Annotated in this window: 12 protein-coding genes; 6 read left to right on the top strand and 6 right to left on the bottom strand. The window is 32.6% G+C overall.

Going from position 1 to position 14004, the window contains the following annotated elements; translation table 11 throughout:
* Positions 1-2: 2 nt before the first annotated feature.
* Entirely contained in the window at positions 3-557 is a 555-nt protein-coding gene (locus ADIWIN_RS05025; RefSeq protein WP_020895414.1) for an ATP-binding cassette domain-containing protein, read from the top strand.
* Between the two features lie 109 nt (positions 558-666).
* Here ADIWIN_RS05025 and ADIWIN_RS05020 read toward each other — a convergent pair whose 3' ends face one another.
* The 5 genes from ADIWIN_RS05020 to ADIWIN_RS05005 form a co-directional block, all read right to left on the bottom strand.
* Positions 667-1671, bottom strand: a complete 1005-nt coding sequence (locus ADIWIN_RS05020) for a DUF3078 domain-containing protein (protein WP_020895412.1) — start codon at positions 1669-1671, stop codon at positions 667-669.
* 11 nt (positions 1672-1682) lie between these two features.
* Positions 1683-2861: an AIR synthase related protein gene (locus tag ADIWIN_RS05015; protein ID WP_020895411.1), complete on the bottom strand. Its 1179-nt coding sequence runs from the start codon at positions 2859-2861 to the stop codon at positions 1683-1685.
* Positions 2862-2946: 85 nt separating this feature from the next.
* The gene (locus ADIWIN_RS05010; RefSeq protein WP_020895410.1) at positions 2947-3585 is read right to left on the bottom strand and encodes a hypothetical protein; all 639 of its coding nucleotides are present in this window, start codon (positions 3583-3585) and stop codon (positions 2947-2949) included.
* Positions 3586-3777: 192 nt separating this feature from the next.
* Positions 3778-3921: a hypothetical protein gene (locus tag ADIWIN_RS20490; RefSeq protein WP_020895409.1), complete on the bottom strand. Its 144-nt coding sequence runs from the start codon at positions 3919-3921 to the stop codon at positions 3778-3780.
* Positions 3922-4147: 226 nt separating this feature from the next.
* A complete protein-coding gene (locus ADIWIN_RS05005; protein WP_040756589.1) occupies positions 4148-6334 on the bottom strand; it encodes a glutamine synthetase III family protein in 2187 nt (728 codons plus the stop codon).
* A gap of 179 nt (positions 6335-6513) precedes the next feature.
* Between ADIWIN_RS05005 and ADIWIN_RS05000 the strand changes: the two genes are divergently transcribed.
* Entirely contained in the window at positions 6514-7539 is a 1026-nt protein-coding gene (locus tag ADIWIN_RS05000; RefSeq protein ID WP_020895407.1) for a glutamine synthetase beta-grasp domain-containing protein, read from the top strand.
* Between the two features lie 334 nt (positions 7540-7873).
* Positions 7874-9715: a T9SS type A sorting domain-containing protein gene (locus ADIWIN_RS04995; protein ID WP_040756588.1), complete on the top strand. Its 1842-nt coding sequence runs from the start codon at positions 7874-7876 to the stop codon at positions 9713-9715.
* Positions 9716-10164: 449 nt separating this feature from the next.
* Here the strand turns inward: ADIWIN_RS04995 and ADIWIN_RS04990 are convergent, their stop codons facing one another.
* Complete coding sequence (locus ADIWIN_RS04990; RefSeq protein ID WP_020895405.1) at positions 10165-11115, bottom strand: calcium/sodium antiporter; 951 nt, start codon at positions 11113-11115, stop codon at positions 10165-10167.
* A 167-nt stretch (positions 11116-11282) separates the two neighbouring features.
* On the opposite strand from ADIWIN_RS04990, the gene ADIWIN_RS04985 reads away from it, so the two are divergent.
* Genes ADIWIN_RS04985 through ADIWIN_RS04975 form a run of 3 tightly spaced genes read left to right on the top strand, consistent with a single transcriptional unit; the run spans position 11283 to position 13971 of the window.
* Positions 11283-11642: a BlaI/MecI/CopY family transcriptional regulator gene (locus ADIWIN_RS04985; protein ID WP_040756604.1), complete on the top strand. Its 360-nt coding sequence runs from the start codon at positions 11283-11285 to the stop codon at positions 11640-11642.
* Positions 11643-11644: 2 nt separating this feature from the next.
* Positions 11645-12448 (top strand): M56 family metallopeptidase, encoded by an 804-nt coding sequence (locus ADIWIN_RS04980; protein ID WP_020895403.1) that lies wholly within the window; start codon positions 11645-11647, stop codon positions 12446-12448.
* Between the two features lie 32 nt (positions 12449-12480).
* Positions 12481-13971 carry a TonB-dependent receptor plug domain-containing protein gene (locus tag ADIWIN_RS04975; protein ID WP_020895402.1) on the top strand — a complete coding sequence of 497 codons (1491 nt, stop codon included), beginning with the start codon at positions 12481-12483 and terminating at the stop codon, positions 13969-13971.
* Positions 13972-14004 lie beyond the last annotated feature (33 nt).

The raw sequence follows: 14004 nt of genomic DNA, 5'->3' as shown, positions 1-14004 counted from the left end.
AAATGATCTTTGAACTAGACAATGTAGAACTTTACTTTAAAAACAAGCGCATTTTAAACGGCATCTACCTCAAAGCTGAAACTGGAAAAGTTACAGCTATTTTAGGTAGAAATGGCTGTGGTAAAAGTTGTTTGCTCAATATTGCTTTTGGGAATCTGAAACCAAAATACATGCTAATTCGATTGGACAGCAAACCACTTCATAAACCACTATTTACAACAGGTTTTGCAAAATATCTTCCTCAGTATAATTTTATCCCAAGTGAAATGACCTTGGCTTTTGTTTTTAAATTATATGCGATAGATTGGCCTATTTTTATTGAGAATTTTGAAGCATTTTCAATCTATAAAAACGCGAGATTCAATGCATTATCAGGTGGAGAAAGACGCATTATTGAAACCTATATTATTCTAAAAACTAAAAGTCAAATCGTGTTTCTAGACGAGCCGTTTTCACATTTATCACCCTTACATATTGACACTGTAAAACAACTTATTAAAGAAGAAAAAAAGAGAAAGCTATTATTATATCAGATCACATGTATCAACACATTATAGAGGCATCAGATCATATTTACTTATTGAATAATGGCTCCACAAAAAAAATTGAAAAGCTTACAGAACTTGAGGATTATAAATATTTAAGTGAAGGGACCTTATAAAAGAATTAAGATGATGAATTACTTTTAATAATATGATCTAAATCTACGACAACCCCAACACCTAAAATTTGTTTCCACTGTAACTTTGGACCTACAATAACACTTTCTTCATTGGTTAATTCGTTTATTTCAACTTCAACTTTAATATCATCGTCATACCTCAGGTGAGAACCTAGGGTGGCCTTAACAAATTTATTAACTTTCATATCTAAGTTGAGCTCCCACTCTATGTCAATATTCCCAAAACTATTGATATAATCGGTATATAAACGCAATAAACTTGACACTTTAATATTCTCAAAAAGTTCCTCTTCAAATTTGTTTGTTAATAATATACCCAATTCTTGTCGCACCTTTTTACCTTCTCTCAGCATATTTCCCTCTAAATCATAAATTGCTGGATCCACTCCAAAAGCACCTCTATTTGCCAAATCATTATCTAAAACAAAGGTTGTTTTTAGAGTAAACGGTGACGCATAAAATGATAACCGCTCAATAAACCGACCATACTCCATACCTGCACCAAAAAACATATAACCAGGAGCTAAGAATTGTGAAATAGGCTCATCTCTATTGGGATAATTGTATCCGTTAGCTAGCTGTGAATTAAAGCTAAATTTTGCGGAATAAAACCAATTACTTTTTGGATCTTTTTCTAATCCAACATTAGAAATAACCTCTATAACATCTTCTGTTTTTCTAATATTTAATTCTTCTTGCTTGTTTAGACCATAACGTATGTTGAAATTGGAATTCCAATACCATTTTTCTTGTTTGTATTTTGCTTCAGCTTTACCTGTTATAATTCCAGAGATAGAATTGGTACCACCAGAATTCCAATTAGTAAAGGAGACTTGATTAAGGTTTAACCCAACTTCCTTGATGGTTCTCCAGCCTAACTTAACAGGCTCATTTTTTTTCTTTTGAAAGTATAAAGAATCTGGTTGTGCAAAAAGTATACTAGAGGATAAGACAAATACACCAAATATAAACCAAGAATAGTTTTTCATGTTTTAAAAAATTAATACTTAAATGTACCGTATTCACTGCTAATTGTAAGTTGTTTTTTATCGGAAGCTTCTACGCGACCTATAATTTTAGCATCTACATTAAAAGATTTTGAAATCTCAATAATAGCGTTTGCAACTTCTGGCTTTACATACAATTCCATACGATGACCGCAGTTAAACACTTGATACATTTCTTTCCAATCTGTTTTAGATTGTTCTTGAATTAATTTAAATAACGGCGGAACTTTGAACATATTATCTTTTACAATATGAAGTTCATCTATAAAATGAAGAATTTTTGTTTGAGCGCCTCCACTACAATGCACCATACCGTGAACGGTATCTCCATTATATTTATTAAGAATTTCTTTTATTATTGGTGCGTAAGTCCGTGTCGGTGACAATACTAACTTACCTGCATCTATTGGTGCGTTTTCAACAGTATCTGTTAATTTGGTCTTACCAGAATACACTAAATCTTCTGGCACAGCAGCATCAAAACTTTCTGGATACTTTTCTGCTAAATATTTTGAAAACACATCGTGTCTTGCAGATGTTAAGCCATTACTTCCCATACCTCCATTATATTCGGTTTCGTACGAGGCCTGACCGAAAGATTCTAAGCCCACAATAACATCACCTGCAACAATATTAGCATTATCAATAACGTCTGAGCGCTTCATACGTGCCGTTACAGTAGAGTCTACAATAATAGTTCTTACGATATCCCCAACGTCTGCAGTTTCACCACCAGTTGAATGAATAGTAACACCAAAAGACTTCAAATCTTCAATTAATGCTTCCGTTCCGTTTATGATTGCAGAAATTACTTCTCCAGGAATTAGATTCTTATTTCTTCCAATGGTTGATGACAGCATTATATTATCTGTTGCTCCAACACAGAGTAAATCGTCAATATTCATAATTAACGCATCTTGCGCAATGCCTTTCCAAACTGAAATATCACCAGTTTCTTTCCAATACATGTATGCTAATGACGATTTAGTACCAGCACCATCTGCATGCATTATTAAACAATAATCAGCATCATTAGTTAAATAATCTGGAACTATTTTACAGAACGCTTTAGGAAACAATCCCTTATCTATATTTTTTATAGCATTATGGACATCTTCTTTTGAGGCGGAAACACCTCGTTGCGCATATCTTTTACTCACAGAATTACTCATTGTACAATTTATTTCTATTGATGGTGCAAAAATAAGGATTGCGTTTAATTATAAGGAATGATTAGGTTGGAATTAATAACAGTTTTCATTTTTCTACGTAAAGCTTCCTTTTCTTTTTGCCACCGAAGTACAAATTAAGACCTAATCCGCCTCTTAATAACGTATCAATTGTTTCATTAGCTATGAGACCATCTAAATGATCGTCTGCGAACATATAATTATATTCTCCAATTAATTTTAAGCCTATACCTTTTGTGACAATAATCTCAAAACCACATCCTCCTTGTGCTTTTGCAGCTGTACTCACATAATAATTAGAGGCATTATAACCTCCACCTACATATAAAAATGGTAAAAACTTTGTGTGCGGACTAAATAAGATTTCTAAATTTAAGTCAAAAGACATAAAGCCTTCGCTATACACATCATTAACAGTTACGTTGTATTTACTGTATGAGACGTTTATATTGAGATAACTTGTAATATGATACTTATAACCGATTCTAAAGTACAGGTCGAACTCTGATTCTGGATAATCGCTCTCCATCATTACATAACCACCTACCAAAGCTACGGCATTAGAACCTCTATAATCAAAAAAAGCATATCTATGATTAATAGATCTTTCACTTTTTTCATCAGTTTCTTGAGAAAAAGCCGAATTAAAAAAACTAAAATCATTGCTATACTTAAAGCTATAGCTTTCAATTTGGAAATCATACACTCCTAAATTAGAAGATCAGTGTATTCCATTGTAGATTTAAAGAGGGATTGGCAATATAGAAAATATTTAGTCAGTTATAAATATCACTATATAATTATAAAAAAAAGTCATTTTAAAACAAAAAAAAGATAAAACCGAAATATCGATTTTATCTTGTAGCCTAGAAGGCAAATATCACCTAATAATTTTACCTTAATTTTTAAGATCTGCCGGTAGCTTTACCTGAACACTTACAACTTCATTATTATTAACATTTTTCAATTCGTTAGAATTGTCTTGCGATAAAATAAGTGTTGCTCCAACAAGAATTGCTACACTAAGTAGTAACTTTTTCATTTTTACAAATATTGATTAATAGCCCCACAAAGATACTAAACAAACGTATCGTTAAAAGGTCTAGCCCCAATTATTTCGCATGATACCACCACCTTTTCGACAACTAGTTTAATGTAATCGACAAACTGCACAAAACGTAAATTTATCACTGTTAGTTGTACGTGTATATACGTATTTCATCGTGTGAAATTATCGCTACAAATACCTATAAGCCGCATTAGATTAATTATTTAGTAAATAAAAGCTCTCTATATTTTGTTAAAGGCCATAACTCATCATCAATCATTAATTCTAACTTATCACAATGATATCTAATATCTTGAAACAATGGCTTCACCTTATTGCAATACCCATCTGCTTTCTTTTCTAAACTAGCTTCTTTATTACATACTTTTCGTGCCTCAGTCATTTTGGTTACAGTAGAGTTTATCGTTTCAATATGTTCAGAAATTTCTTCAATAAGAACCAATTGCGCTTTCGCAAAATCTTTAAAACGATCTCCATAAATAGTTTTAAGACCTGTTACATTTTCTATCAGAATATTTTGATATCTCACAGCAGTTGGCACCACATGATTTCTGGCAATATCTCCAATGACTCTACTTTCTATTTGCACATGATGAATATAATCTTCCATTTCAATTTCGTAGCGCGCTTCAGACTCAACCTTATTCATTACTTTTAAGCTATCAAAAAGTTCTATTGTAGATTTAGCCTTTTTAATCTTTAAAGCTTCAGGTGTTGTTTTATTATTACTTAACCCACGCTTTTTAGCTTCCTTTTCCCATTCTTCACTATAACCGTTACCTTCAAAAAGAATTGCTTTAGATGTTTTTATATACTCTCTTATGACATTAAAGATAGCATCATCCTTTTTCATTCCTTTTTCATCGATCAACACATCGACTTCAATTTTAAAGTCCATCAATTGTTTTGCAACAATGGTACTTAAAACCGTCATTGGATTAGCACAATTTGCAGTAGAACCCACCGCTCTAAATTCAAATTTATTACCTGTAAAGGCAAATGATGATGTTCTATTTCTATCTGTATTATCTAATATCACTTCAGGTATTTTACCTACGACATTAAGTTTTAGGTCTGTTTTCTCTTTTGGAGATAATTTCCCATTGGTTACTGTTTCTAACTCACTAAGCACTTTGGTAAGCTGATCACCAATAAAAATAGAAATAATTGCAGGAGGCGCCTCATTTGCACCCAAACGATGATCATTACTTGCAGAGGCAATAGCTGCTCTTAAGAGTTCTTCATGAGTTTGTACTGCCTTAATCGTATTTATAAAGAAGGTTAAGAATTGAAGGTTACTCATTGGAGTTTTTCCTGGAGACAATAAATTGATTCCGGTATTAGTAGACAAACTCCAGTTGTTATGCTTACCTGAACCATTTACACCTGCAAACGGTTTTTCGTGCATAAGCACCGTAAAATTATGCCGCTTGGCAATTTTCTGCATAATATCCATTAGCAGCGAATTATGGTCAACTGCCAAATTAGCTTCTTCAAATATCGGAGCCAATTCAAATTGGTTTGGAGCCACCTCATTATGTCTGGTTTTTACAGGAATTCCTAATAGCATACATTGATGTTCTAAATCGCGCATATACGACATCGCTCTTGCAGGAATAGTACCAAAATAATGATCATCTAATTGTTGACCTTTTGCAGGTGAATGTCCCAATAGCGTTCTTCCGGTCAATAAAATATCTGGTCTAGACAATGCCAAGGCCGTATCTATTAAAAAATATTCCTGTTCCCAACCTAAAGAGGTTCTGACGCTTTTTACGTTTTTATCAAAGTATTTACACACAGCAACTGCTGCACTATCTACCACCTGTAAGGCTCTTAAAAGCGGAGTTTTAAAATCTAATGCCTCTCCTGTGTATGACACAAAAACAGTTGGAATACATAATGTTTTATCATATATAAAAGCAGGTGATGTAGGATCCCATGCCGTGTAACCTCTAGCTTCAAATGTGTTTCTGATACCTCCATTCGGAAAACTAGAAGCATCCGGTTCTTGCTGTACTAATTGGTCGCCACCAAATTTTTCAATTGCAAGTCCATCTCCAATAGTTTCAAAAAACGCATCATGTTTTTCTGCAGTGGCACCAGTTAATGGCTGAAACCAATGTGTATAATGTGTTGCCCCTTTAGTAATGGCCCATTCTTTCATCCCTGTAGAAATATGATCTGCTACAAGTCTGTTTATCTTAGTCCCTTTTTCAATAGCTTCTAAAACACTATTTAAAGCTGTCTTAGTTAAATATTGACGCATCGCTACCTCGTTAAAAACATTAGAACCAAAGATTTCGGATCGGCGTTTATTTTCTTTTATTTTTAATGGCTTTCTTTTTAAAGATGCTTTTACTGCATGAAATCTGAGTGTTGACATATTATTAATTTTTAAGGTCAAAAATACAAAATATTTAAAAAATAGACAATTACCTATACAAAATTAGGGTAGTCTGCAATAATTAAGTACAATTCTCCTAAATACCCCCATTTTTTTTGATGCGTAAAAAAAAATAGCAATATTTGTATCATTATTATCTGATAAACAAAACAATCATTATGGCAAAAATTAAATTAGAATACATTTGGTTAGATGGTTACTTCCCAACTCAAAACATGAGAAGTAAAACCAAGGTAGAAGAGCACGAAGACTTTAAAGGAACTATAGAAGAGTTAGGCATGTGGTCTTTTGATGGGTCATCTACTAGACAAGCTGAAGGTGGGTCTTCTGACTGTTTATTAAAACCTGTAGCTATTTATCCAGATCCAGATAGAATCAACGGATATTTAGTAATGACAGAAGTTTTAAATGCAGATGGAACACCTCACGTTTCTAATGGTAGAGCAACTATTGATGATGATGATAATGATTTCTGGTTTGGTTTTGAGCAAGAGTATTTTATTATGGATACTAAAACTCAATTGCCATTAGGATTCCCTATAGGTGGATATCCTGCACCACAAGGTATGTATTACTGTTCTGTAGGTGGGTTACATACTCATGGAAGAGGCTTAGTTGAAGAACATGCTGATTTATGTATTGAAGCTGGTTTAAATTTTGAAGGTATTAACCAAGAAGTTGCTTCAGGACAATGGGAATTCCAATTGTTTGCAAAAGGTGCTAAAAAAGCTGGAGACGAAATCTGGATCGCTAGATACCTACTAGACCGTTTAACTGAAAAATACGGTTACTATATTGAATATCATCCAAAACCATTAGGTAGAGATATGGACTGGAATGGTTCTGGTATGCACGCCAACTTCTCTAACGAGGTATTAAGAACTTGTGGGGATAAAGAAACTTACGCTAAAATTTGTGAAGCTTTCCGTCCTGTAGTAAAAGAACATATTGCTGTTTATGGAGAGTTTAACGATCAACGTTTAACCGGTTTACACGAAACTGCATCTATTAATGATTTCTCTTGGGGAGTTTCAGATAGAGGAGCTTCAATACGTATTCCTATTATAGTAGTTGAGAAAGGCTGGAAAGGCTGGTTAGAAGATAGAAGACCAGCATCTAATGGTGATCCATACAAAATTGCTGGTAGAATTGTAAAAACTGTAAAAAGTGCTGATATTTCTTAATTAGCAACTTAATAAATTTTAAAGTCGTTTAGAAAGTATTTTCTAGACGACTTTTTTACTCCTTAATATATATTAAGATTAAAACACACTTAATCTCATGTTTATTTACAAGTAAACAACACACTTCTCAAGAATCAACTTCACTTATTACTGTATCTCGCTCATACTTATGAGTTTCATAAGAACTAAGGAGTATTTCCTTACAACGATAAAATCTGCTTTTTAAAGCAAATCCTTTCCTTTTACCGACTTTTTAAGATAGTCTTCGCCTTTTTTAGGCTGCTAATCCATACGGTTATAATATTGCATTGTTATTAACCAAATTCAAACACTTATGAAAAATTTTACTAAGCACCTACTTCCTATTTTATGTGGAGCTGCTACTTTTATGACAATTAACATGAATGCCTTTCAGGACAATTCACAAGGTAGCTGTAATGCTGTCGAAGTGATTGCTTCAACCCAAGGCACTCAATCAAATGGTAATCCTGTACTTGCGAGTCGCTCAGATGTTAATGCGGCTTTAAATGCACCAGACAAATCAAACGCTGCTAACGGATTTTATACTTTAGGTATGAAAGGAAGCATTACTCTTGCATTAGGCGGAGCTGTATACAATGAGCGCGGAACTGACATAATGATTTATGAAACTTCTTTTTCTGGGGATAACTGTAGTGGATATGACGATGAAATGGCATTAGTAGAGCTATCTCAAGATGGTGACACATGGGTTGAATACGGTACAGTTTGTCGTGATGGAGCAATAGACCTTGAAGATGTTGCTTTAGATTACGTTACTCAAATTAGAATTACAGATATAACATATGGAGCTGGCGATGGCTACGATTTAGATGGTATCGAAGCAGTTAATGGCTGTGAAGATATTCCTAGTGACGTTTGTTATGGTTCAGGAGCTATGAACTACATCCCAGGATTAGATAATAATGGAAATGCATTAACAGTTGCTGAGCGCATGGACACAAACAAAGCTTTAGGCCAACCTCAGATGGATGATTCATTAAACTTTTTATCATTAGGTTACGGCGGAGAAGTTACTATCAGTTTTGATGGTGTTGTTTACAATAATGAAGGTCCAGATATCGAAGTTGTTGAAACTACATTTGGTAACGCATCATTCGCAAGCTACCCAGAATCTGCTGATATTTATGTATCTCAAAACGGTATCGATTTTTACCTTATTGGATCAGTTCTTACAGATGACGCAGGAGATTTAGATATTAGCAATGCACCTATTTTCTTATCTTATATTACAGAAGTGAAGATTGTAGATACAACACCTAGTGGATCTATTTCTGCTGATGGCTTTGATTTAGATGGCGTTGTTGCTTTAACAGGCTGTAACGAACCAATTTTACCTACACCCGCTGGATGTTACGCAGTAGATTATTTTAACTACGTTGAAGGAACTAAAAAGAATGGTGGTGTTATTGACGCTATTAGAACTGAAACCCCTAACAATGTTCTTGGAGAGCCAGAATCAACTGATGATTACGTTTTTACAACATTAGGATACGGTGGCGAAGTTACATTAACATTTGGAGGTGCTGTTTACAACCAAGAAGGTCCGGACTTAGTAATTGTTGAAACTACTTTTGGAAATTCATTAGGATGTGACAGTTACAAAGAGTATGCTAACGTTTATGTGTCTGCTGATGATATCAATTACCATTTTGCAGGTACTGTATGTAAATCAGATAATACAATTGATATTTCAGACGCTGGAGGGTTTAACTTTATTTACTACGTGAAAATTGTAAATAATGACGAATTAACAACAACGGAAGACGGCTATGACCTTGATGGTGTAATTGCTATAGGAACTTGTGAAGAATTTGATTACCAAGCTTACGCTGAACAACAAAGTTTACTTAGTGTAAATACAGTGAATGCTGAAGAATTAGGCTTTAGAACATTCCCTAACCCAACAAGTGGTGTTTCTTATATTGAATTTACACCTCAAGCAACTGGTAACGTATCGATAGAGGTATTTGATATTAACGGTCGTAATGTTGGTCGTGTATTCAATGAGGAGGCTTACCCAGGTAAAGTATACAAAGCAGAATTTAATTCTAGTAATTTAGCTGCAGGATTATATGTATATAAAGTTACCACTGGAAACTCAAGCATTACTAAAAAGTTTATTGTTACAAAATAAGCAGAATAACTTCCTAGTAACTCTGTTTACGATATAAAAAAGCCTCCTGAAATATATTTTCAGGAGGCTTTCTTTTTCTACTACTTTTTAGATGCTATTTTTAATTCAATATAAATGCAAAACGACTAGAGTACCTCAACGGTTTAATAATAACACTCATCTAATATCAACTAAGAACTTATCCTAGCGGAGTATACAACACTAAATTTAATACTCACAATTTAGGTATTGGATTAACCATCTTTAAGTTTAAAAGTGGAAATTCAAAATAGTACCACGTAATTTATTGTTACAAATGATAGAACTAATGAGTCATTATAATAGTCATAAAAGCCTCAAAAAATATGATTTCATGAGGCTTTCTTTTTAATACTCTATAATCTTTAAATGATTACAAAAAGTAACTCACTACTCTATCTCCATCATATATCATTAATGCAGTCTATCATTTATTTAAGCGCTATATATATGAATACCAAATAAGAACCGAATAACAACATTCCTTTCACTCTTCCTATTTCAAAACGTTTTGGGATGATTATAAATGGAATTAGAATAGCCGCAAAACCAATCATCCAAAAAATATTAGTTGATAATATTTCTGGAGTTTGAGGATTAACAACGATAGGTTTTATCATTGCTGTAAGACCTAATACTGAAGCGATGTTAAATATATTTGAACCGATAAGGTTTCCTAATGAAATAGCTTTTTCTTTCTTTAATGCCGCAATAACAGAAGCTGCTAATTCTGGTACACTTGTACCAATAGCAATGACAGTAACAGAGATGGCATAATCACTAATTCCTACTGATAATGCCAATTCTTTAGCTCCGTCGACTAACCAAAGGGAACCAAAATATAATCCTGCTGCACCAATGAGCAACCACATTACTATTTTAAAGTTAGACACAACAGCTAATGCATCATCTACGTCTTCTATGTTTGCTTTGGTAGACTTTCTAGAACTTCTAATTAAAACTATTAAAAAGACAACTAACGAAATCATCATTAATAAGCCTTCTATAGCGGATAATACTCCATCATTTTTCAAGAAATAATACAGTGCAAATGACAATAACATCATCATTGGCCAATTCAGTTTATAAAACTCACGATCTACTGCTAACGGCGAAATAAGGGCTGTTATTCCTAAAACCAAACCAATGTTTGCAATATTAGAACCTATTACATTTCCTAAGGCTATATCTGAAACTCCTTCTAAAGCGGCTTGTAAACTCACTAATAATTCAGGTGCAGAGGTTGCAAAAGATACAACGGTCATTCCTATAACCAGTTTCGATAATTTAAGCTTAAAAGATAAACCAACAGAAGCCCTCACCAAAAAATCACCACCAACAACTAACAACGCTAATCCAGCAATTACCCAAAACACACTCATCCTCTATCTTATTTTTAGTTACAAGTTTTTATTATTTCCGCAAAGATAATATTTCATTTTCACACCTACTAAAACTATATTTTACGTTATAAAACTATTTTTACAGTTGTATAACTACAAAAATAGTTATACATTTGAGTTCAAGATTAACACTAGATTCTATTCCTATGCAAAAGTTAACCAATAAAGAAGAAGAAATAATGCACATATTATGGAAGTTAGAAAAAGCTTTTGTAAAAGATGTATTAGCAGAGATGTCAGCAGGCAAACCACATTACAACACGCTTTCTACCATTATAAGAAATCTTGAAGAAAAAGACTATGTTAGTTACAATGCCTATGGCAAAACACATCAGTACTTTCCTATTATAACCAAAGAAGATTATAAAACCAAGTTTATGAATACTGCCATTGAAAATTACTTTAATAGCTCATACAAAAATGTGGTTTCATTTTTTGCTAAGGAAGAAAAAATTAGTGTCGATGAGCTCAAAGAGATTATTGCCTTAATAGAAAATAAAAAATAATTATGGAATATCTACTAAAAGCATCAGCCGTAATCGCCATAATGTATCTGTGTTTTTACTTTTTTCTTAAGAAAGAGACATTTTTTGAACACAATAGATGGTTTCTTTTAACTGGCTTAGTACTTGCATTGATTTTTCCCTTAATCGTGATTCCTGTTTATATCCCTGTTGAACCTATAGCAAATGAAGTAACAACCTTTATATCATCTGCGCCTTCAAATTTTATAACTACAGCACAACCTGAAGTTGCATTTGATTGGTATAAACTTATTCCAATACTATATAGTATTGGACTGATTGCATTTACCGGTCAGTTTGTTTTTCAGTTTGGCTCGTTAGTTTTACTCCTTCTAAAAAATCCAAAACACAAAGACCAACATTTTACTTATGTTATTGTAGATAATAAAATTTCACCATTTTCATTTTTTAAATGGATTGTTTATAATCCGGAATCTTATGAGACAGAAGAACTTCAACTTATTCTAACACACGAGAAAGTTCATGTTAACCAATTTCATTCTATAGATATTATCAGTACACAATTGGCCTGTATTCTATTTTGGTTCAACCCTTTAATTTGGTTATACAGAAAAGAAGTGCGCCAAAACTTAGAATATATCGCAGATTCTAAAACACAATCCCTTACTAACACCACTAAAGAATATCAACATTTATTACTAAAAACCAGCGTTACTAATCACGCTACTATAGTATCTAATAATTTTTATAATTCATCAATCAAAAAACGAATCCTTATGTTAAACAAATCGAGATCAAATAAAAAAATCTATTTAAGTACTTTTTAATTCTTCCGCTTTTAGCTGGTTTATTAATAAGTATGAATACGGAAACTGTTTATGTTGAAGTTCAAAATGACATCATTAAAAACACCAACACAACTGAGATTATTGATGCCATCACAACTGAAAATATCAAGGTTAAGTTTACAAAAAATATGAGCGATGAAAGCTTAGACAAAATGAAAATATGGTTAAAGTCTAAGAATGTCACCATGACCATAAAACACATAAAGCGAAACAGAAACAGCGAAATTTCGAATTTAAATATTGATTTTAAAACAGAAAATGGCACCACGAATTACCATGTTAAAGACAAAGATGGTATTACCCCTTTTGAATTTAAAATGGATGATGACGGGAGTTTTGGAGTTGAAGTCGTTCAAAATACCGATAATATATACGAAGAATTAATATTTGAAGAATTAAATCCAAATAGTAATCTTCAACACAACTCTTATGATAGTGATAGCCTAGAAGTTATAGTTGAAGATAGCTCCTATTTTAAAAGCCGAACGCCTAAACATAAAACATACATTAGAAAATTAAATACTAGTAATAGCTCAAAAGACACTATTTATTTCTCTATGGATTCTTTAGAGATTAAGAATCAAATCAACAAAAAATCTGATTTTTATTATGAAGATGGATCTAAACCTAAAATTATAAGTAAAGAAATTACAATTCATAATCCATCAAATAAGGCAATTTACAATACACGATATGATCTTCAGAATCCAAAACCATTACTAATTGTAAATGGTAAACCTACTCTTTCAAGTTATTTAAAAACTATTAATCCTAATGATATTGAAAGTATGACTGTTTTAAAAGGCGAAGATGCTCTTAATGCTTATGGTAAAAAAGGACAGAATGGTGTTATTGTTCTTACAACAAAATCGAATAACCCTTTAAAAGAAAGTTATAAAAATACAGATACGAACGCTCAATTTCCAAAAGAGGATAATTTATTATATATTCTTGATGGTAAAGAGATATCCAAATCTGACTTAACAAAAGTATACACTAAAGAAACTGTTTCGAGTATTTCAGTTTTAAAAGAAAAAGAAGCCAAAGAAAAATACGGAGAAAAAGGTACCAACGGCGTTGTAGAAGTTATATCGAAAAACAGAAACGACTCTACAGAGGATAAAACTTTTATTTTTACCCCAGAAAAAGAAAGCACAAAAAAAGGTGATCCATGGAGCATATCATATAGCACAAGTTACATCGACACAGAAGACATCTCAAAAAGTGGATCTTTGGTTTACATTTCAAAGACTAGTCAAAATTACATTTTAGAAGCGCAAAAAAATATTATGAAAAAACAGGGTATCTCAGTGAAATACACAAAGTTAAAACGGAATAAATTAGGTGAGATTATAAGTATAAAAATCAGTCTTAACAATAAAGAAGGAAAGAAAAGTAGTGCAAGCTATAGAAATAACGATGGCATTCCCAATATAGAATTTGGAATAGCTGAAAATGAACTAATTATAAGGACTAGTGACCTCGAACTCGATGGTTACTAATCCTAAAAAAAAAGCAACTAAATACATTAGTTT

The organism is Winogradskyella psychrotolerans RS-3 (genome assembly GCF_000427335.1).
Lineage (GTDB): Bacteria > Bacteroidota > Bacteroidia > Flavobacteriales > Flavobacteriaceae > Winogradskyella > Winogradskyella psychrotolerans.
Note: the sequence above shows the minus strand (reverse complement) of the source record. Positions and strands in the feature narration are given on the sequence as shown.

Bases quoted from the DNA above. Each gene is read 5' to 3' on its own strand.
- ADIWIN_RS05025 (WP_020895414.1), top strand. From the start codon at position 3: ATGATCTTTGAACTAGACAATGTAGAACTTTACTTTAAAAACAAGCGC.
- ADIWIN_RS05020 (WP_020895412.1), bottom strand. From the start codon at position 1,671: ATGAAAAACTATTCTTGGTTTATATTTGGTGTATTTGTCTTATCCTCT.
- ADIWIN_RS05015 (WP_020895411.1), bottom strand. From the start codon at position 2,861: ATGAGTAATTCTGTGAGTAAAAGATATGCGCAACGAGGTGTTTCCGCC.
- ADIWIN_RS20490 (WP_020895409.1), bottom strand. From the start codon at position 3,921: ATGAAAAAGTTACTACTTAGTGTAGCAATTCTTGTTGGAGCAACACTT.
- ADIWIN_RS05005 (WP_040756589.1), bottom strand. From the start codon at position 6,334: ATGTCAACACTCAGATTTCATGCAGTAAAAGCATCTTTAAAAAGAAAG.
- ADIWIN_RS05000 (WP_020895407.1), top strand. From the start codon at position 6,514: ATGGCAAAAATTAAATTAGAATACATTTGGTTAGATGGTTACTTCCCA.
- ADIWIN_RS04995 (WP_040756588.1), top strand. From the start codon at position 7,874: ATGAAAAATTTTACTAAGCACCTACTTCCTATTTTATGTGGAGCTGCT.
- ADIWIN_RS04990 (WP_020895405.1), bottom strand. From the start codon at position 11,115: ATGAGTGTGTTTTGGGTAATTGCTGGATTAGCGTTGTTAGTTGTTGGT.
- ADIWIN_RS04985 (WP_040756604.1), top strand. From the start codon at position 11,283: ATGCAAAAGTTAACCAATAAAGAAGAAGAAATAATGCACATATTATGG.
- ADIWIN_RS04980 (WP_020895403.1), top strand. From the start codon at position 11,645: ATGGAATATCTACTAAAAGCATCAGCCGTAATCGCCATAATGTATCTG.
- ADIWIN_RS04975 (WP_020895402.1), top strand. From the start codon at position 12,481: ATGAATACGGAAACTGTTTATGTTGAAGTTCAAAATGACATCATTAAA.